16 protein-coding genes are annotated in these 19396 nt (G+C 70.5%); 8 read left to right on the top strand and 8 right to left on the bottom strand.

Annotated elements, in window-relative coordinates:
* Positions 1 to 759: 759 nt before the first annotated feature.
* Positions 760 to 1398 carry a phosphatase PAP2 family protein gene (locus ACZ4XD_RS16330; protein WP_468042565.1) on the top strand — a complete coding sequence of 213 codons (639 nt, stop codon included), beginning with the start codon at positions 760 to 762 and terminating at the stop codon, positions 1396 to 1398.
* A 91-nt stretch (positions 1399 to 1489) separates the two neighbouring features.
* On the opposite strand, the gene ACZ4XD_RS16325 is transcribed toward ACZ4XD_RS16330, so the two are convergent.
* The 6 genes from ACZ4XD_RS16325 to ACZ4XD_RS16300 form a co-directional block, all read right to left on the bottom strand.
* Positions 1490 to 2908, bottom strand: coding sequence for an NAD(P)/FAD-dependent oxidoreductase (locus ACZ4XD_RS16325; RefSeq protein WP_468042563.1), 1419 nt, complete (start codon positions 2906 to 2908; stop codon positions 1490 to 1492).
* A 5-nt stretch (positions 2909 to 2913) separates the two neighbouring features.
* Positions 2914 to 3759, bottom strand: coding sequence for an ABC transporter permease (locus ACZ4XD_RS16320; RefSeq protein WP_468042561.1), 846 nt, complete (start codon positions 3757 to 3759; stop codon positions 2914 to 2916).
* Positions 3759 to 4697, bottom strand: coding sequence for an ABC transporter permease (locus ACZ4XD_RS16315; protein WP_468042559.1), 939 nt, complete (start codon positions 4695 to 4697; stop codon positions 3759 to 3761). The genes ACZ4XD_RS16320 and ACZ4XD_RS16315 overlap by 1 nt, the downstream gene beginning before the upstream one ends.
* Positions 4694 to 5857 (bottom strand): ABC transporter ATP-binding protein, encoded by a 1164-nt coding sequence (locus ACZ4XD_RS16310; RefSeq protein WP_468042557.1) that lies wholly within the window; start codon positions 5855 to 5857, stop codon positions 4694 to 4696. Before ACZ4XD_RS16310 ends, ACZ4XD_RS16315 begins: the two co-directional genes overlap by 4 nt.
* A gap of 59 nt (positions 5858 to 5916) precedes the next feature.
* Positions 5917 to 7164, bottom strand: a complete 1248-nt coding sequence (locus ACZ4XD_RS16305; RefSeq protein ID WP_468042555.1) for an ABC transporter substrate-binding protein — start codon at positions 7162 to 7164, stop codon at positions 5917 to 5919.
* Positions 7165 to 7304: 140 nt separating this feature from the next.
* Entirely contained in the window at positions 7305 to 8822 is a 1518-nt protein-coding gene (locus ACZ4XD_RS16300; protein ID WP_468042553.1) for a gamma-aminobutyraldehyde dehydrogenase, read from the bottom strand.
* A gap of 201 nt (positions 8823 to 9023) precedes the next feature.
* Between ACZ4XD_RS16300 and ACZ4XD_RS16295 the strand changes: the two genes are divergently transcribed.
* Complete coding sequence (locus ACZ4XD_RS16295; protein WP_468042551.1) at positions 9024 to 9647, top strand: NADAR family protein; 624 nt, start codon at positions 9024 to 9026, stop codon at positions 9645 to 9647.
* A gap of 126 nt (positions 9648 to 9773) precedes the next feature.
* Positions 9774 to 10793, top strand: a complete 1020-nt coding sequence (locus ACZ4XD_RS16290) for an adenosine deaminase (RefSeq protein WP_468042549.1) — start codon at positions 9774 to 9776, stop codon at positions 10791 to 10793.
* A gap of 312 nt (positions 10794 to 11105) precedes the next feature.
* Here ACZ4XD_RS16290 and ACZ4XD_RS16285 read toward each other — a convergent pair whose 3' ends face one another.
* Positions 11106 to 12287, bottom strand: a complete 1182-nt coding sequence (locus ACZ4XD_RS16285; RefSeq protein ID WP_468042547.1) for an ABC transporter substrate-binding protein — start codon at positions 12285 to 12287, stop codon at positions 11106 to 11108.
* Between the two features lie 121 nt (positions 12288 to 12408).
* The gene (locus ACZ4XD_RS16280; protein ID WP_432145862.1) at positions 12409 to 13863 is read right to left on the bottom strand and encodes a gamma-aminobutyraldehyde dehydrogenase; all 1455 of its coding nucleotides are present in this window, start codon (positions 13861 to 13863) and stop codon (positions 12409 to 12411) included.
* A 170-nt stretch (positions 13864 to 14033) separates the two neighbouring features.
* On the opposite strand from ACZ4XD_RS16280, the gene ACZ4XD_RS16275 reads away from it, so the two are divergent.
* The 5 genes from ACZ4XD_RS16275 (at position 14034) to ACZ4XD_RS16255 (ending at position 19303) form a co-directional block, all read left to right on the top strand.
* Positions 14034 to 14525: an Lrp/AsnC family transcriptional regulator gene (locus tag ACZ4XD_RS16275; RefSeq protein ID WP_190146272.1), complete on the top strand. Its 492-nt coding sequence runs from the start codon at positions 14034 to 14036 to the stop codon at positions 14523 to 14525.
* Positions 14526 to 14527: 2 nt separating this feature from the next.
* Entirely contained in the window at positions 14528 to 15889 is a 1362-nt protein-coding gene (locus ACZ4XD_RS16270) for an aspartate aminotransferase family protein (protein ID WP_468042546.1), read from the top strand.
* 214 nt (positions 15890 to 16103) lie between these two features.
* Positions 16104 to 16844, top strand: a complete 741-nt coding sequence (locus ACZ4XD_RS16265; protein ID WP_468042545.1) for an ABC transporter ATP-binding protein — start codon at positions 16104 to 16106, stop codon at positions 16842 to 16844.
* Positions 16826 to 18004, top strand: coding sequence for a hypothetical protein (locus tag ACZ4XD_RS16260; RefSeq protein ID WP_468042544.1), 1179 nt, complete (start codon positions 16826 to 16828; stop codon positions 18002 to 18004). Before ACZ4XD_RS16265 ends, ACZ4XD_RS16260 begins: the two co-directional genes overlap by 19 nt.
* Positions 18005 to 18136: 132 nt before the next feature.
* Positions 18137 to 19303, top strand: coding sequence for an LOG family protein (locus ACZ4XD_RS16255; RefSeq protein WP_468042543.1), 1167 nt, complete (start codon positions 18137 to 18139; stop codon positions 19301 to 19303).
* Positions 19304 to 19396: the final 93 nt, after the last annotated feature.

Raw genomic sequence — 19396 nt, 5'->3', positions numbered from 1 at the left:
CTGCTCCGTCTCTTCGCTCCCCCACCCCCCCCCCCCCCCCCCCCCCCCCCCCCCCCCCCCCCCCCCCCCCCCCCCCCCCCCCCCCCCCCCCCCCCCCCCCCCCCCCGCCCCGTTCCGGGCACAGGGACGGGGACGGGGACGAACGGGTATGCGGGGCGGGAGACGGGCCGACGCGGGGCGGGAGGCGGGACGGGTGCGGGGCGGCTGGCGGGCCGGGTGCGAGCCGGCGCGCGCCCCTGTCGGCCCTCCCCCTCCACCCCACTTCTGTCCCCTTTTCTGGGCTCATTTCCGTATGGACGCGCGTAGCTGGAGACATGGCGTGAAGAAGATGTGCGGGGCCGATGGCGGCAGGGTGATGCGCCTGTCGGGTGCGCTCGTGGTGCCGTACGGTTTCTGCAGATGAGAGAAACACCCCGCTCGCAGGGGACTGCGGGCGACGCCCGGTCGGCGCTTCCCCGGCTCCGATCAGGCCGTGCCCTCGCGCACAACACCGGAACCCCCGGTTCCGGGAATCCTCACCGATCGGATGTCCGCCCGCCCCATACCCCCCGGGGCGCGCGGGACACCGGTCCACGCGGCCGCCTCGGAACCACCCCCCCTGTTCCGAGGCGGCCGACCCCTTTTCCGGGTTCTCCGGGTTCTCCGGGCTCTGCTGACGCACCATGCTCCCCGGGCCCGTCCGGTGGCCGCTCCCGGCGCCGCTCCCCGTGGTGGATCGGCGCCGTCGGTGCGCTGTTCTTCGCCGCGCTCACCTGGCAGGTGGCCGGCCACGGCCCGCTGCGCGCCCTCGACGAGCGGATCGGCCGCGCGCTGGCTACCAGTCATCTCCCCGCCGCAGCCGCCGAGTTCTGCGCCGATCTCGGCAACACCGCAGTGGCGCTGCCAGTGTTGTGTGTGGTCATGGTGTGGTCGGGGTGGCAGGGGTGGCGCGGCAGAAGCGAGGAGGCGCCCAACGAGGGGGCCCGCGTGCGGTGGTGGCTGCCGCCGCTCGCCGCTGGTCTCACCCTGGCCGTGGTGCCCGCGCTGGTCTTCCCGCTCAAACTGTGGCTCGCGCGGCCGGGCCCGCCGGAGATGGCGGGCGGGGCGCACGAGGGCTTCTATCCGTCGGGTCATGGCGCCACGGCGGCGGTGGCGTACGGCGTGGCCGCGCTGTTGGTGATCCGCGGGGTACGGCGGAGGCGGGCGGGCCGCCCGGCCCGCCGGCTGTTCGCGCCCGCGGTCGTGGCCGTGGTGGCGCTGCTCAATGTGGCCGTCGGACTCGGCCTGGTGCGTCGCGGCTATCACTGGCCGTTGGATGTGCTCGGCAGCTGGTGCCTGGCCGCGGTGCTGCTGGCGGTGTGGTGTGCGGTGTGCGACCGGTGGTCGGGGAAGGGTTCCGGGCGGGCGTTGAGGCGCTGAGGAAGGCGGGGGCGGGCGCCGGGCCGGCGTTGAGGCGCTGAGGAACGCGCGGGGGCGGACGGCTGCCCGCCGCCCGCCCCCGCGCCGTGCGTCAGCTGTCGAAGCCCAGCCCCACCTTGTCCATGGCCTTCAGCCACAGATTGCGGCGGCCGCCACGGCTGTCGGCCTGGGTCATCGACCACTGGGTGATCCCGATGCCGGCCCAGCGCAGCGGCTCGGGCGGGAAGGGCAGCGGCTTACTGCGGACCATTTCCAGCTGCGTACGCTCGGTGCGCTCGCCGGACAGCAGGTCGAGCATCACCTCGGCGCCGAAGCGGGTGGCCCCCACGCCGAGGCCGGTGTAGCCGGTGGCGTAGGCGACCCGGCCGGCGTGGGCGGTGCCGAAGAACGCGGAGAAGCGGGAGCAGGTGTCGATGGCGCCGCCCCAGGTGTGGGTGAAGCGGAGCCCCTCCAACTGCGGGAAGCAGCGGAAGAAGTGCCGGGCGAGCTTCTCGTAGGTGGCGGGGTGGTGGTCGTACTCGGCCCGGACGCCGCCGCCGTAGCGGTAGACGATGTCGTAGCCGCCCCACAGGATGCGGTTGTCGGCGGTGATGCGGAAGTAGTGGAAGTGGTTGTTGGAGTCCGAGAGGCCCTGGCGGTTCTTCCAGCCGATGGCGGCGAGCTGTTCCTCGGAGAGCGGCTCGGTCATCAGGGCGTGGTCGTAGACCGGGACGACGTACGGGCGGACCCGCTTGACCAGTGACGGGAAGGCGTTGGTGCCGAGCGCGACATGGCGGGCGAAGACCCGGCCGTAGGGCGTACGGACGGCCATCCCGATGCCGTCGGAGGCGAGGGCGGTGGCGGGGGTGCGCTCATAGATGCGGACGCCGAGGCCGAGGCACGCCTGCTTCAGGCCCCAGGCGAGCCGGGCCGGATTGAGCATGGCGACGCCGTCGCGGTCCCACAGTCCGGCGCGGAAGGTCGGCGAGTCGACCTGGGCGCGCAGCTCGTCCTCGTCGAGGAAGGTGTGCCGGTCCAGGCCGATGTGGGCGGCGTCCTCGGCGAACTCCTTGAGCTCGGCGATCTGGTGGGGCTCGGTGGCGATGTCGATCTCACCGGTGCGCTCGAAGGCGCAGTCGATGCCGTAGCGGGCGACGGCCTCCTCGATGGCGTCGAGGTTGCGGATGCCGAGCTGTTCGAGGGTGGCGAGTTCACCGGGCCAGCGGGCCAGGCCGTTGCCGAGGCCATGGGTGAGGGAGGCGGCGCAGAAACCGCCGTTGCGTCCGGAGGCGGCCCAGCCGATCTCGGCGCCCTCGACGAGGACGACATCGCGCTGGGGGTCGCGTTCCTTGGCGATCAGCGCGGTCCACAGACCGGAGTAGCCGCCGCCGACGACCAGCAGATCGCAGGTCTCGTCGCCGACCAGGGCGGGCCGGGCGGCCGGCCGGTCCGGGTCGGCCAGCCAGAAGGGGGTGGGTTCGGCGTCCGCGAGCGCATGCGCGGCGGACGGGGTCATGGCAGCTCGTGCCATGGTTCTCAGCTCCTCTTGCTCCTTTTGCGGGCCCCGGCCAGCTGGCCGACGACTACACACACCACGGCGACCAGGAACATCGCCGTGCCGATGACGTTGATCTGCACCGGCGTGCCCCGCTGCGCCGATCCCCAGACGAACATGGGGAAGGTGACGGTGGAGCCGGCGTTGAAGTTGGTGATGATGAAGTCGTCGAAGGACAGGGCGAAGGACAGCAGCGCGCCGGACGCGATGCCGGGGGCGGCGATCGGCAGCGTTACCCGGAGAAAGGTCTGGAGGGGAGACGCGTAGAGGTCCTGCGCGGCCTGTTCCAGACGCGGGTCCATGCTCATCACCCGGGCCTTGACGGCGGTGACGACGAAGCTCAGACAGAACATGATGTGCGCGATGAGGATCGTCCAGAAGCCGAACTGGATGCCCATGTTGAGGAACAGGGTCGCCAGCGAGGCGGCCATGACGACCTCGGGCATCGCCATCGGCAGGAAGATCAGGGTGTTGACGCCGGAGCGGGCCCGGAAGCGGTAGCGGGCCAGCGCGAACGCGATCATGGTGCCGAGGACGGTCGCGCCGAGGGTGGCCCACAGCGCGAGCTGGAGGCTCAGGCCCAGCGAGCCGCACAGGTCGGCGACGCCGCACGGATCGCGCCAGGCGTCCGTGGAGAAGCGCTGCCACTGGTAGTTGAAGCGGCCGTTGGGCTTGTTGAAGGAGAAGACCATCACCACGAGGTTGGGCAGGATCAGATAGCCCAGCGTGCACAGGCCCGCTATCGCGACGATGTTGCGGCGCAGCCAGCGCAGGCCCCGGTTCGGGGTGCGGACCGCGGTGGCTTCGGTGGTCCCGTGGACGGCCATCAGACCAGATCCTCCGTCCCCGACTTGCGGATGTAGAGCGTGACCATGGCGAGGATGGCCGCCATGAGGATGAAGGAGAGGGCGGCGGCGGTCGGATAGTCCAGGACCCGCAGGAACTGCGACTGGATGACGTTGCCGATCATCTTCTGGTCGGTGGAGCCCAGCAGTTCGGCGTTGATGTAGTCACCGGCGGCCGGGATGAAGGTGAGCAGGGTGCCGGCGACGACACCGGGCATCGACAGCGGGAAGGTCACCCGGCGGAAGGTGGTGGCCGGGCGGGCGTAGAGGTCCCCGGCGGCCTCGTGCAGGCGCGGGTCGATGCGCTCCAGCGAGGTGTAGAGCGGCAGCACCATGAACGGCAGGAAGTTGTAGGTCAGTCCGCAGACCACCGCGAGCGGGGTGGCCAGCACCCGCTGCCCTTCGGTGAGTCCCAGCCAGCTGGTGACGTCCAGGACGTGCAGCGAGTTCAGGAGCCCGACGACCGGTCCGCCGTCGGCCAGGATCGTCTTCCAGGCGAGCGTACGGATCAGGAAGCTGGTGAAGAACGGCGCGATGACCAGGATCATCACGACATTGCGCCAGCGGCCGGCCTTGAAGGCGATGAGATAGGCCAGCGGGTAGCCCAGGACCAGACAGAGCGCGGTGGCGGTGGCGGCGTAGGCCACGGAGCGGACGAACTGCGGCCAGTATTCGCCGAGCGCGTCCCAGTACGTCGCGAAGTGCCAGGTGACCTTGAAGCCCTCTTCGAGGGAGCCGGTCTGGACCGAGGTCGACGCCTGGTAGACGAGCGGGGCGGCGAAGAAGACGATCAGCCACAGGATGCCGGGCAGCAGCAGCCAGTAGGGGACGAGCCGCTTGCGGGCGGGGGTTTTGCGCAGCTCCAGGGGTGCCGTCCCGGCCTGGCCGTCCGGTGGTGCGGGCGTCTCGGTGGTGGTCACGCGGCCTCCTCGTCGAGGTCCGCGCCGGCCTGGATGTCCTGAGCGGCGTCCAGACCGAAGGTGTGCGCCGGGCTCCAGTGCAGGACGATCCCGGCGCCGGGGACGAGGCGGCCGTCGCGCTCGACGTTCTGCTCGTAGACGGCGAGTTCGCCCAGGCCGGGTACCTCGACGACGTACTGGGTGGAGACGCCGATGAAGCTGGCGTCCTTGATGCGGCCGGGCAGCCGGTTGCGGCCTTCGGCGATGGTGCCGGCGTCATCGGCGTGCTTGAGGGCGACCTTCTCGGGCCGTATACCGGCCAGCACCTTCCCGCCGGTACGGGCCGGGGCGCTGCACCGGGCGGCGGGCAGCCGCAGCTTGGCGTCGGCCGCCTTGAGCAGCAGCTCGTCCCCGCCGGCCTCGACGACCTCGGCCTCGATGAGGTTGGAGGTGCCCAGGAAGTTGGCGACGAAGGTGGTGGCGGGGTTCTCGTAGAGGTCGGCGGGGGCGCCGAGCTGTTCGACCCGGCCGCCGTTCATCACGGCCACGGTGTCGGCCATCGTCATGGCCTCCTCCTGGTCGTGGGTGACATGGACGAAGGTGATGCCGACCTCGGTCTGGATGCGCTTGAGCTCCAGCTGCATCTGGCGGCGCAGCTTGAGGTCGAGGGCGCCGAGCGGCTCGTCGAGCAGCAGCACCTGGGGGTGGTTGATCAGCGCGCGGGCGACCGCGACGCGCTGCTGCTGGCCGCCGGAGAGCTGCTGCGGCTTGCGGCGTGCCATCGGGCCGAGCTGGACCAGGTCGAGCATCTCCTCGACCTGCTTCTTGACGGACTTGATGCCGCGGCGGCGCAGGCCGAAGGCGACGTTCTCGTAGATGTCCAGGTGCGGGAAGAGCGCGTAGTTCTGGAAGACGGTGTTGACCTGGCGCTTGTACGGCGGCAGAACGGTGACGTCCTGGCCGGACAGCTCGACGGTGCCGGTGGTGGGCTCCTCCAGGCCGGCGATCATGCGCAGCGTGGTCGTCTTGCCGCAGCCCGAGGCGCCCAGGAGCGCGAAGAAGGAGCCCGCGGGGACGGTCAGGTCGAGCGGATGGACGGCGGTGAAGGAGCCATAGGTCTTGCTGATCCCGTGGAGGCGGACGTCGCCGCCGCTGCTCTGGGGGGTCGCGGAAGGGGTCATGTCGGTCGTCCCGTGGGTCGGAGGGCGAAACGGCTCGGGCGGGCCTGAGAGGTGGGGGATCAAGCGCCGGTGAGGTCGGAGAACTTCTGGGTGAACGCCTTGTTCTCCTTGGCGGACAGGGCACGGAAGGAGTGGGACTTCTCGGCCATCTCCTCGTCCGGGATGATCAGCGGGTTGGCGGCCGCCTTCTTGTCGATCTTGGCGAGTTCCTCGCGTACGCCTTCCACGGGGCAGACGTAGTTGATGTACGCCGCGATCTTCGCCGCCACCTTCGGCTCGTAGAAGTAGTCGATGAGCCGTTCGGCGTTCTGCTTGTGGCGGGCCTTGTTCGGCACCATGAGGTTGTCGGTGGACGTCATGTAGCCCGCCTCGGGGACGGCGAAGCCGATGTCCGGGTTGTCGTTCTGCAGCTGGACGACGTCGCCCGCCCAGGCCACGCAGGCGGCGAGGTCGCCCTTGTCCAGGTCGGTGGTGTAGTCGTTGCCGGTGAAGCGGCGGATCTGCTTGGAATCCACGCCCTTCTGGATCCGGGCGATGGCCGCGTCGTAGTCGTCGGCGGTGACGTCCTCGGGCTTCTTGCCCATGTCCAGCAGGGTCAGTCCGACGCTGTCGCGCATCTCGGAGAGGAAGCCGACCCGGCCCTTGAGCTTGGGGTCCTCCAGCAGCTGGCTGATCGAGTCGACCTTGCGGCCGCCGGTGGCCTTCTTGTTGTACGCGATGATCGCCGGGATGCCCTGCCAGGGGTAGGAGTGCGCGCGGCCGGGGTCCCAGGCGGGGTTGCGGAACTGGGGCGAGAGATGGGTGTAGGCGTGCGGCAGGTTGGCCGGGTCCAGCGACTCGATCCAGCCGAGGGAGATCATCCGCGCGCACATCCAGTCGGTGAGCACGATCAGATCCCGGCCGGTGTCCTGGCCCGCCGCGAGCTGGGCCTGGATCTTCCCGAAGAACTCGTCGTTGTCGTTGATGTCCTCGGTGTATTTGACCGCGATGCCGGTGCGCTTGGTGAAGCGCTCCAGGGTGGGCCGGTGCTTGCCGTCGTCGGTGACGTCCATGTACTCGGTCCAGTTGGAGAAGCTGATCCGCTTCTCCGCCCTGGAGTGGTCCTCGGAACGGCCGGCGTCCGTACGGCCCGCGGGCGGGATGCCGCAGCCCGACAGGGCACCGAGGCCGCCGATCGTGGCCGCCACCGCGCCGCTCGCGCGCAGCAGGGAACGGCGGGTCATGGCGAGCCGGCCGTTCGTCAGGCTACGGCGGGCAGCGGCGAGTTCGGCCGGGGACAGGGGTTCGGGCTGCTCGTGGTGCTCCATGCGCAGTGCCCTTTCAGGGGTGAGCCCGGCGCTCGGCCGGTGGTGACGATGCCGCGCGGCGCTGGCCGCTGGGTGGGCCCATGGGGTGGGCCCGGTGGGGGGCTCGGTGGTGCTTGGTGGTGCTCGCCGGGGAGGGTCCCTTACGGGCGGTCCCCGAAGATCGTGCGGTGCCAGTCCTTGCGCGCGACCGCGGTGTTGTCGTACATGACGTGCTTGACCTGGGTGTACTCGTCGAAGGAGTACGCCGACATGTCCTTGCCGTAGCCGGATGCCTTGGCGCCGCCGTGCGGCATCTCGCTGAGGATCGGGATGTGGTCGTTGACCCAGACACAGCCCGCGTTGATCTCGCGGGTGGCGCGGCCGGTGCGGTAGACGTCCCGGCTCCAGGCGGAGGCGGCCAGCCCGTAGGGGGTGTCGTTGGCCAGCGCGATGCCCTCGTCGTCGCTGTCGAAGGGCAGCACGACCAGCACCGGACCGAAGATCTCGGACTGCACGACCTCGCTGTCCTGCGCGGCCCCGGCGATCAGCGTCGGTCGGTAGTAGGCGCCCTTGGCCAGCTCGCCGCCGGGCGCCTCACCGCCCGTGACGACGGTGGCGTAGCCGCGCGCCCGGTCGACGAAACCGGCCACCCGGTCGCGCTGGGCGTGCGAGATCAGCGGGCCCAGGTCGGTCGACGGGTCGAAGGGGTCGCCGAGCCGTACGGTCGCCATCAGGTCGGCGACGCCGCTGACGAAGGCGTCGTAGAGCGGGCGCTGGACGTAGGCGCGGGTGGCGGCGGTGCAGTCCTGGCCGGTGTTGATCAGCGCTCCGGCGACCGCTCCATGGACGGCGGCCTCCAGATCCGCGTCGTCGAAGACGACGAAGGGGGCCTTGCCGCCGAGTTCGAGGTGCAGCCGCTTGACCGTGCCGGTGGCGATCTCGGCGACGCGCTTGCCGACGGCGGTCGAGCCGGTGAAGGACGTCATCGCGACGGAGGGGTGGCCGACGAGGCGCTCACCGGCGTCCCGGCCCGCGCCGGAGACGATGTTGAGCACCCCGTCGGGCAGCCCGGCGCGCTGCGCGGCCTGGGCGAACAGCAGCGAGGTGAACGGGGTGATCTCGGCCGGCTTCAGGACGATGGTGTTGCCCGCGGCGATGGCCGGGAGCACCTTCCAGGCGGCCATCTGGAGCGGGTAGTTCCAGGGGGCGATGGAGCCGACCACACCGATCGGTTCGCGGCGGATGACGGAGGTGTGGTCGGCGCTGTATTCGCCGGCCGCCTTGCCTTCCAGATGACGGGCGGCGCCCGCGAAGAAGGCCGCGTTGTCGATCGAGCCCGGTACGTCGAACTCGTTGCTGAGCTTGATCGGCTTTCCGCAGTTCAGCGATTCCGCGTAGGCGAGATCGGCGGCGTCCTCGGTGAGCGCGGCGGCGAACCGGTGCAGGGTGTCGGAGCGCTCCCCCGGGGTGGCACCGCCCCACTCCGGGAACGCCTGCCGGGCGGCGTCCACGGCCGCGTCAACATCCGCCGTCCCCGCGAGCTCGTAGGAGTACACCGTCTCGCCGGTCGCCGGGTCCACGACCTCCTGGGTGCGGCCGGAACTGCCGGCGCGGAGACTGCCCGCGATGAATTGCGCGCCCTCGGCGAACCGCTCGGTGACATCGAATCGGTGATCCATGGTGCTCTCCTCCGCCGGGCGCCGGAGCCGCTCAGCGGCACTGTCTGGCGTAGCTATTTCCGGAATCGATGGCCGATCTTGACAGAGGAGAGCGACCTCAACAAGGGATTCCGTTGTTGCCTTTTGGTTACGCGACGGATTCTGCGATTTCACCCTCGGGGACCCCGACACGTTGTCAGTGCCCGCTGACAGAATCCCGGCATGATGCACGACAGCACGGGGATCACCACGGGGGACGCGGCCGGGCCGGTCGCGGACGGGCCCCGCTCGGTCGAGGAGCTGTGCCGGCAGACCGCCACCGGCAAGCGTCTTAAATACGTCCATTTCTGGGGCCACAGCCCCCGGCGCGACGGCAGCCTGGGCGTGAGCTGCTTCAGCCAGTGGTGGCCCGCCCCCTTCAGCGTTGAGGGCGTCCGCTACGCCACCGCGGAGCACTGGATGATGGCCGGCAAGGCCCGGCTGTTCGGCGATGCGGAGGCGGAGCGCCGCGCGCTCGCGGCCCGCCACCCCAAGCAGGCCAAGGACGCCGGGCGCACGGTCCGCGGCTTCGACGAGGAGACCTGGCAGCCGCACCGCTTCGACCTGGTCGTCGAGGGCAGCGTCCACAAGTTCGGCCAGGACGCCGCCCTGCGGGAGTATCTGCTCGGCACGAACTCCCGGGTGCTGGTCGAGGCCAGCCCCGTGGACCGGATATGGGGCATCGGCCTCGCCGCCGACGACGAGCGGGCCGCGGACCCGGCGCGCTGGCGGGGTCTGAATCTGCTGGGCTTCGCGCTGATGGCGGCCCGCCAACGGCTGCGGGAAACGGCCGGCGCGGGGGCGTAGGACAGCCCGCGCGGCCGGCCGGATGCGGGCGAAGTCCGCACACCCGCGCCCCCGGCCGGTCCCGCCCGCTTAGCATGGCCAGGCCGTTCCCTGCACCCCCGCGCACCCTTTGACCAGGAGGAACCGTTGTCCGATCTCGATGCCTTCATCGCGGGCCTGCCCAAGGCGGAGCTGCACGTCCACCACGTCGGATCGGCCTCCCCGCGCATCGTCTCCGAGCTGGCGGCGCGGCACCCCGACTCCGCCGTCCCCACCGATCCCGAAGCGCTGGTCGACTACTTCACCTTCCGCGACTTCGCGCACTTCATCGAGGTCTACCTCTCCGTCGTGGACCTGATCCGCGACGCCGAGGACGTCCGGCTGCTGACCTACGAGGTCGCCCGGGACATGGCGCGGCAGCAGATCCGCTACGCCGAGCTGACCCTCACCCCGTCCAGCTCGACCCGCCGCGGCATCCCCGACGCCGCCTACGTCGAGGCCATCGAGGACGCCCGGAAGGCGGCGGAGTCGGAGCTGGGCGTGGTGCTGCGCTGGTGCTTCGACATCCCCGGCGAGGCGGGCCTGGAAGCCGCGGAGGAGACCGCCAGGATCGCCTGTGATCTTCAGCCCGAGGGCCTGGTCTCGTTCGGCCTCGGCGGCCCGGAAATCGGGGTGCCGCGCCCGCAGTTCAAGCCGTACTTCGACCGCGCCCGCGCGGCCGGTCTGCACTCCGTACCGCACGCCGGGGAGACCACCGGCCCCGGCACGATCTGGGACGCCCTCAACGATCTCGGTGCCGAGCGCATCGGCCATGGCACCAGCGCCACCCAGGACCCCCGACTGCTGGCCCATCTCGCCGAGCACCGCATCCCGTTGGAGGTCTGCCCCACCTCCAACATCGCCACCCGCGCGGTGCGCACCCTGGAGGAGCACCCGGTCAAGGAGATGGTCGACGCCGGCGTGCTGGTCACCATCAACAGCGACGACCCCCCGATGTTCGGCACGGACCTCAACACCGAATACGCCATCGCCGCCCGGCTGCTGGGCCTGGACACCACCGGCCTGGCCGCCCTCGCCAAGAACGCCGTCGATGCCTCCTTCATGGACGCCCCGGCCAAGGCCCGCCTCTCGGCCGAGATCGACGCATACACGACGTCATGGCGCTGAATGGCACTGCCCCACACGCAGCACCGCATCACGCCCACAAAGCACCGCATCACGCACCCACACATCACGCAGCGCCAGGGAACCAACTACTCTCCGTAATCGTTGCCGGAATATAAGGAGGCGCCCCACGGCAGAGACCACCGCACGGACAGCGGCCAACGCACGGGCAGAGAACGCCCCACGGCAGCGAACACCGCACGGAGAGGCCACCCACCCCGGAGAGACCACCCGCACGGGCACAGACCACCGCACGGAGAGAACACCTCACGGCAGCGAACACCGCACGGCCGACAGCCACCACAGCCACCAGGCTCACAACCCCACGATCCCGTTCCACTCCTTGGCGAACTCGGTCCGCTCCTTCGACGTGATGTCGCGGGCGATGGCCAGCCGCTTGCGCATCGCGTCGTCGGGGAAGATCAGCGGGTCCTCGGCGAGTGCGGCGCGTTCCTTGTCTTTGGAGGAGGCGAGGATGTCGCGCGCGGCCGGTACGGGGCAGACATAGTTGACCCAGGCGGCCAGGTCCGCGGCCACCTCCGGGCGGTAGTAGTAGTCGATCAGCCGCTCGGCGCTGCGCTTGTGCTCCGCGAGGTCGGGGATCAGCAGGCTCTCGGCCCAGAGCTCAGCGCCTTCCTCGGGCACCACGAACTCGATGTCCGGGTTGTCCGCCTGGAGCTGGATCACATCGCCCGAGTAGGCCTGCGCGGCGAGCACATCCCCGGAGTCGAGGTCCTTGATGTAGTCGTTGCCGGTGAACCGCCGGATGTGCCCCTTGCTCACCAGGCGGCGGATCCGATCGGTCATCCGGTGGAAGTCATCGGCCGTCCAGCGGGTGATGTCCACCCCGTCGCCCTGCATGAGCAGGGCGAATGATTCGTCGAGCCCGGAGAGCAGGGTGACCCGGCCGCGCAGATCGTCCTTCCACAGATCGGCGGTGTGCTTGATCTCCCGGCCGAGCTTCTTGCGGTTGTAGGCGATGCCGGTGATCCCGGACTGCCAGGGCACCGAGTGCGTGCGGCCCGGGTCGAAGTGCGGGTTCCGCAGCAGCGGATCGAGATGCCGGGCGACATGCGGCTGGGCGGCGCGGTCCATTTCCTGGACCCAGCCCAGCCGGACGAACCGGGCGCACATCCAGTCGCTCATGACGATCAGATCGCGGCCGGTGCTCTGGTGGTTCATCAGCGCCGGGCTGATCTTGCCGAAGAACTCGTCGTTGTCGTTGATCTCCTCGGTGTACGTGACGGAGATCCCGGTGCGCCGCTCGAAGGCGTCCAGGGTGGGGCGGCGCTGTGTGTGGTGGTCGTCGACGTCGATGTAGAGCGGCCAGTTGGCGAAGACGAGCCTGCGGTCCCGTGCCGACCGGTCCGGGCCTCCGCGGTTCGCCGCCCCGACGTAGGCCGGCGGCACCCCGCAGCCGGCCAGGGCGGCCAGCGCCCCCGTCACACCCAGTCCGCCCGTGCCCCGGAGCAGCGCCCGCCGCGAAAGATCTGCCATGGCGAGCACTCTCACGTGAAGCGGGCGGAGGCGGCAAGCGACAGAGCGTCAGTTGCCGGGCCTCCGCCCGCGACGGTGTGCCGGGCGTTCCGTGGCGCCCGGCGGGAAGGCTTCCCCTGGCTCAGCCGTCCAGCGAGGTCATCACGTGCTTGATGCGGGTGTAGTCGTCGAAGCCGTAGGCCGAAAGGTCCTTGCCGTAGCCGGACTTCTTGAATCCGCCGTGCGGCATCTCGGCGACCAGCGGGATGTGGGTGTTGATCCACACACAGCCGAAGTCAAGGCTCCGGGACATCCGCATGGCGCGGGCGTGGTCCTTGGTCCACACCGAGGACGCCAGGGCGTACTCGACGCCGTTGGCCCACTCCACGGCCTGCTTCTCGTCGCTGAAGGACTGGACGGTGATGACCGGGCCGAAGACCTCATGCTGGACGATCTCGTCGTCCTGCTTGAGGCCCGAGACGACGGTCGGGGCGAAGAAGTAGCCCTTCTCGCCGACCTGCTCACCGCCCGCCTCGATCTTGGCGTGCGCGGGCAGCCGCTCGATGAAGCCCTTGACCTGCTTGAGCTGGTTGGCGTTGTTCAGCGGGCCGTAGAGCACGTCCTCGTCGTCGACCGCGCCGGTCTTGGTCTCCGAGGCGGCCTTGGCCAGCGCGGCGACGAACTCGTCGTGGATGGACTCGTGGACGAGCACCCGGGTGGCGGCCGTACAGTCCTGGCCGGCGTTGAAGTAGCCGGCGACCGAGATGTCCTCGACGGCCTTGGGGATGTCGGTGTCCTCGAAGACGACGACCGGGGCCTTGCCGCCGAGCTCCAGGTGGACGCGCTTGAGGTCCTTGGAGGCGGACTCGGCGACCTGCATACCGGCGCGCACCGAGCCGGTGATCGAGGCCATCGCCGGGACCTTGTGCTCGACCATCAGCCGGCCGGTCTCGCGGTCACCGCAGATGACGTTGAACACGCCGCGGGAGTGGCCCAGTTCGTCCAGCACGCTGCCGATGATGTCGGCGATCAGCACCGTGGAGGCCGGGGTGGTGTCGGAGGGCTTGATGACGACGGTGTTGCCCGCGGCCAGCGCCGGGGCGAACTTCCATACGGCCATCATCATCGGGTAGTTCCACGGCGCGACCTGGGCGCAGACGCCGACCGGCTCGCGGCGGATGATGGAGGTGAAGCCGTCCATGTACTCGCCGGCCGAGCGGCCTTCGAGCATCCGGGCGGCGCCCGCGAAGAAGCGGATCTGGTCCACCATCGGCGGGATTTCCTCGGAGCGTACGAGCGCGACCGGCTTGCCGCAGTTCTCGGACTCGGCGGCGATCAGCTCCTCCGCCCGCTCCTCGAAGCGGTCGGCGATCTTCAGCAGGACCTTCTGGCGCTCGGCCGGGATCAGGTCGCGCCAGGCGGGGAAGGCGGCCTCGGCGGCGGCCATCGCCGCGTCCACGTCGGCGGCGGCCGAGAGCGGGGCGGTGGCGTACGCCTCGCCCGTGGCGGGGTTGACCACCTCCGTGGTCCGCCCGTCGGCGGCGTCCCGGAACTCCCCGTCGATGTAGTTGCGCAGACGACGCAGTGCGGTGGTCACTGTGCGCCCCCTTCAGTCAGAAGTCTGGTGGTTTGGACATCCACCCTAGCCATGGAACCCACGTTTTCAACACACCCGCCACCCAGGGACAACGGAATCAGTTAAATTCTGATCGCTACACGACTAATTTCATCGCTTTGGGGTTGCAAGACAGACGAGGCTCGTGCACAGTGAACGGCGTGGCTCCCCGTAACGGTCATGACAGAACCGGCACCCCGTCGATCGACTCCGTCTCCCTGGCGATCATCGAGCAGCTCCAGGAGGACGGGCGCCGTCCGTATGCCGCGATCGGCAAGGCCGTCGGCCTGTCCGAAGCGGCGGTACGCCAGCGCGTACAGAAACTGCTCGACCAAGGCGTGATGCAGATCGTCGCGGTCACCGACCCCCTCACGGTCGGTTTCCGTCGGCAGGCAATGGTCGGCATCAACGTCGAAGGTGACCTCGACCCCGTGGCCGACGCCCTGACGACCATGGAAGAGGTCGAGTACGTCGTCATGACGGCAGGCTCCTTCGATCTCCTCATCGAGATCGTCTGCGAGGACGACGACCACCTTCTGGAAATGATCAACAAGCGGATCCGCACGCTTCCCGGCGTCCGATCCACCGAGAGCTTCGTGTACCTCAAGCTCCGGAAGCAGACCTACACCTGGGGAACGAGATAGCAATGAGCGGCGACCTCTCCAAGACGGCATACGACCACCTGTGGATGCACTTCACCCGCATGTCGTCGTACGAGAATGCCCCTGTGCCCACGATCGTGCGCGGCGAGGGCACCAACATCTACGACGACAAGGGCAAGCGCTACATCGACGGGCTCGCCGGCCTCTTCGTGGTCAACGCCGGCCACGGCCGGGTGGAGCTCGCCGAGACCGCCTTCAAGCAGGCGCAGGAGCTGGCCTTCTTCCCCGTGTGGTCCTACGCCCACCCCAAGGCGGTGGAGCTGGCCGAGCGGCTGGCGAACGAGGCCCCCGGTGACCTCAACAAGGTCTTCTTCACCACCGGTGGCGGCGAGGCCGTCGAGACCGCCTGGAAGCTGGCCAAGCAGTACTTCAAGCTCACCGGCAAGCCGATGAAGCACAAGGTGATATCCCGCGCGGTGGCCTACCACGGCACCCCGCAGGGCGCCCTGTCCATCACCGGCCTGCCGGGTCTGAAGGCCCCCTTCGAGCCGCTGGTCCCCGGCGCGCACAAGGTCCCCAACACCAACATCTACCGGGCGCCGATCCACGGCGACGACCCCGAGGCCTTCGGCCGCTGGGCCGCCGACCAGATCGAGCAGCAGATCCTCTTCGAGGGCCCGGAGACCGTCGCCGCGGTCTTCCTGGAGCCGGTGCAGAACGCCGGCGGCTGCTTCCCGCCGCCCCCCGGCTACTTCCAGCGGGTCCGTGAGATCTGCGACCAGTACGACGTGCTGCTCGTCTCCGACGAGGTCATCTGCGCCTTCGGCCGCCTCGGTACGACGTTCGCCTGTGACAAGTTCGGCTACGTCCCGGACATGATCACCTGCGCCAAGGGCATGACCTCGGGCTACTCCCCGATCGGCGCCTGCATCATCTCCGACCGCCTGGCCGAGCCGTTCTACAAGGGCGACAACACCTTCCTGCACGGCTACACCTTCGGCGGCCACCCGGTCTCCGCGGCCGTCGGCGTCGCCAACCTCGACATCTTCGAGCGCGAGGGCCTCAACCAGCACGTCCTGGACAACGAGGCCAACTTCCTGAACACCCTGGAGAAGCTGCACGACCTGCCGATCGTCGGCGACGTCCGCGGCAACGGCTTCTTCTACGGCATCGAGCTCGTCAAGGACAAGACCACCAAGGAGTCCTTCAACGAGGAGGAGACCGAGCGCGTCCTGTACGGCTTCCTCTCCAAGGCGCTGTACGACAACGGTCTCTACTGCCGCGCCGACGACCGTGGCGACCCGGTCATCCAGCTCGCCCCGCCGCTGGTCGCCGACCAGTCGGTCTTCGACGAGATCGAGCAGATTCTGCGCACGGTCCTCACGGAGGCCTGGACCAAGCTCTGACCTCCGGGGCACCACCCGCCGCGCGCGGGGACAACTGAACATGCACCGGCCCGGATTCGCTCACTTCAAGCCATACGAGTGAATCTGGGCCGTTGTGCTGCCAAGCGGCGAATACCGGGGGTCACCACTCCTTACCGTGCTTGTGACCGATACCCTCCATGGTCGTTCACCCGGTCGGGGGAACGATTCGACGCCTACGACAAGAGGTGCGCAGATGGTGGCCCCGCCTGACAACGACGTTCTCTGGGCCCGCGGCCTGCACCACGCGTACGGCGGCACCTCCGCCCTTGCCGGAGTCTCCGTCGGCGTCCCCGAAGGCGAGATCCTCGCCGTCACCGGCCCGCGCGGCAGCGGCAAGACCACCCTCCTGAAGTGTCTCTCCGGCCAACTCGTCCCGGCCGAAGGGGAGGTGTGGTTCAACAGCTCCCCCGTGCACACCCTCTCCTCCCCCAGCCGCGAACGGCTGCGGCTGGACCGGTTCGGCTGGATCGACACCCAACCGCACCTCGTCGCCGAACTCACCGCCTGGGAGAACGCCGCCCTCCCCCTCCTGCTCCGCGGCACCGGCACCCGCTCCGCCAAGCACACCGCCCTCGAATGGCTGGACCGCCTCGACGTCGGTATGTGCGCGAGCCGCCGCCCCGCGCAGCTCGACCAGTCCCAGCGCCAGCGGATCGCCATCGCCCGCGCGCTCGCCACCACGCCCCAGGTGCTGTTCGCCGACGAGCCGACCGCCCCGCTGCACCGCGCCGACGGCACGCAGGTGCTGCGCACCCTCACCACCGCGGCCCGCTCGCACCAGATCACCGTGGTCCTGGCGACCCATGACCCCGAGGTCGCCACGCTCGCCGACCGGTCCCTCGCGCTCCTCGACGGCCACCAGTCGAACGGTGCGCCCACCACCGACGGCGCCTCCGATGAGGAAAGCAGGGCAGAGTGCTCGCTCTCCGTCTAGCCCGCGGCTCGCGCCCCCTCGTCCTGGTGCGCCGCCTCTCCGTCACCGCCGCGGCGGCCGGCACCGGCTTCCTGCTGCTCTCCACCCTCGGCCATGCCGCCGGTCATCCGTCCGCGGCCGACGAGTCGCTGGTGCGCCTGCTGTGGTGCGCGGCCCCGCTCGCCGCCACCGCCCAGTTCGCGGTGTCCACGGCACGTACGGACCCGGCCGCCCGCCTCCAGCGCGGGATGACCGCCGCCGGCCTGGGACCGCTCCGGCTCACCCTGCTCGCCACCGCCTCCACCGCGCTGACCTGCTTCCTCGGCGTCGCGCTGGCCCTGCTGGCCTTCCTCCGGCTGCGCGGCGACCTCGGCCCGGGGCAGCTCGGCCGCCCGTCCGCCCTCGGTCTGGACTCCGACCTGCTCGGCACCGGCCATCCGGTGCCGCTCGTCGGCGCCCTGTTGCTGCTGGCGACCGTGCCGCTGACCGCCGCGGCCGCGACCGCCGTCTCCCTGCGCCCCCGCGACGAGGCCGGCGCGCCCGAGACCGACAGCCGCCCCAGGACCGCCCAGCCCTCCGGCCTTCCCTGGGGCATCGCGCTGGCCGCGGCCGGCCTGGCGATCGAGGCGTACACCAGCCGCGGCGCCCACGCCCCCGGCGGACTGCTGCCGCTGCCCGGCCGGCTGCTCGGCAGCCCCCCTGGCGTGCTGGCCGGCTGGGCGCTGTCGACCTTCGGCCTGGTGCTGGCCGGTCCCGGTCTGGTGCATCTGTGCGGCCGGCTGCTCTGCGCCGGCCGCCCCGGCGCGCTGCGTCTGCTGTCCGGTCGGGTGCTCCAGGAGGAGTCGCACCGCCTCGGCCGCCCGCTCGGGGTGCTGTGCGCGGTCGCCTCCGCCGCGTATGCCGCCGTGAAGGTCTACGAGGCCTCGCCCGCCAGCCCGTTCGGCCCGCTCACCGCGGTCGGTGCGGCGGTCGTCCTCGCCTGTGTCACCGCCAGCGCGCTCACCGCCGCAGTGGAGTCCCGCTCGACCCGCGCCCACACCACGGCGGCCCTCCGCCGTCTGGGCGCCTCCGCCTCGGTGCTGCACCGCGCCGCGGCCCTGCGCTTCCTGGCGCTGGTCCTCGTCATGGCCCCGCTGACCTGGACCGTCGCGGAGATGGCCACGCTTCCGCTGGTGCGTTGAGGGTGGGGGTGTGGGGCGGCCCGTTCCGCTGATGGGCGCGCCCGACCCACGACAGTGCGCTGCGCGCCGCGCTTGACGCCGCGGCCGCGGACGGGCACCTCGGCCCGCTGGTGGCCACACCGCGGTCCTAACATGACGGACGTGCAGTCGAATTCACAGCCCTCAGTGTCCCGCCGCCCCCACACCCACGACGACCACGACGACCGTGAGATCGAGTCCCTGGAGGAGTTCGACCGGGTGGTCTCCTCGGGGAGTCTCGCCGGACATCGCGTCCAGTCGGTCGACCTGACGGGCCGTACGTTCGCGCTGCTCGGCGCGGACACCACGGAGTCCGTGTTCCTCGGCTGCGCCATGGAGCCGGACGCCGCCGCCAAGGTGCGTGCCGGTGGGGCCCTGGTCTTTCCGCCCGTGCCGGGCCTGCCGTTCGATCCGTACCGGGGCGGTCTGTACGGCCCGGACGAACTCTTCGAGGGGCTGGCCGACGGCGGCTTCGACGCCACCCCGGACGCCCGGACCTACCGCTGGTACCAGGAGACCAAGTCGGACGGCGACATCTTCGCCTCGATGCTGCGCAGCATCCATGACGACGCCGTGTCCGACGCCCTGGACGAACACCTCGCCGGTGCGCAGGTGGTGGGCGTCATGGGCGGCCATGCGCTGGAGCGCGGTTCCGCGGCGTACGCGGGCGCGGCCCGGCTCGGGCGCCGGCTCACCCGCGACGGGCTGACCGTCGCGACCGGCGGCGGCCCCGGCGCGATGGAGGCGGCGAACCTCGGGGCGTACGCCGCGCCCTTCGAGGACGAGATGCTCGACTCGGCGCTGGAACTCCTCGCCAAGACACCGCACTTCACCCCGTCCGTCACGGACTGGGCGCACGCCGCCTTCGAGATACGCCGGAGCCGGCCGGGCGGCGGCGTCTCGGCCGGCATTCCCACCTGGTTCTACGGCCATGAGCCGCCGAATGCCTTCGCGTCCCACATAGCCAAGTACTTCGTCAACGCGGTGCGCGAGGACGGGCTGCTGGCGCGCTCCAATGCCGGTGTCGTGTTCCTGCCGGGCGCGGCCGGGACCGTGCAGGAGATCTTCGACAACGCGACGCCGAACTACTACGAGTCGCGGGGCGAGCCGACCCCGATGGTGCTGGTGAACCGCGCGCACTGGACGGAGCAGCTCCCCACCTGGCCGCTGCTCCAGGCGCTGGCCGCTGACCGGCCCATGGCGGCCCGGATCGCGCTGGTCGACTCGGTGGACGAGGCCCCGGAGGCGCTGGCCCGCCTCCGTACCCAGGCGCTTTCCTGACGCGTCCGTGCGCTCGCCGGCTTCTGGCGTCGAGGGCTCCGCGCGGCTGTGGCGGGCGGCGCACGGGTGTATTTGCCGGCGGAGGCAACTCCC

The sequence above is a fragment of the Streptomyces sp. NPDC029466 genome, assembly GCF_055574515.1.
Note: the sequence above shows the minus strand (reverse complement) of the source record. Positions and strands in the feature narration are given on the sequence as shown.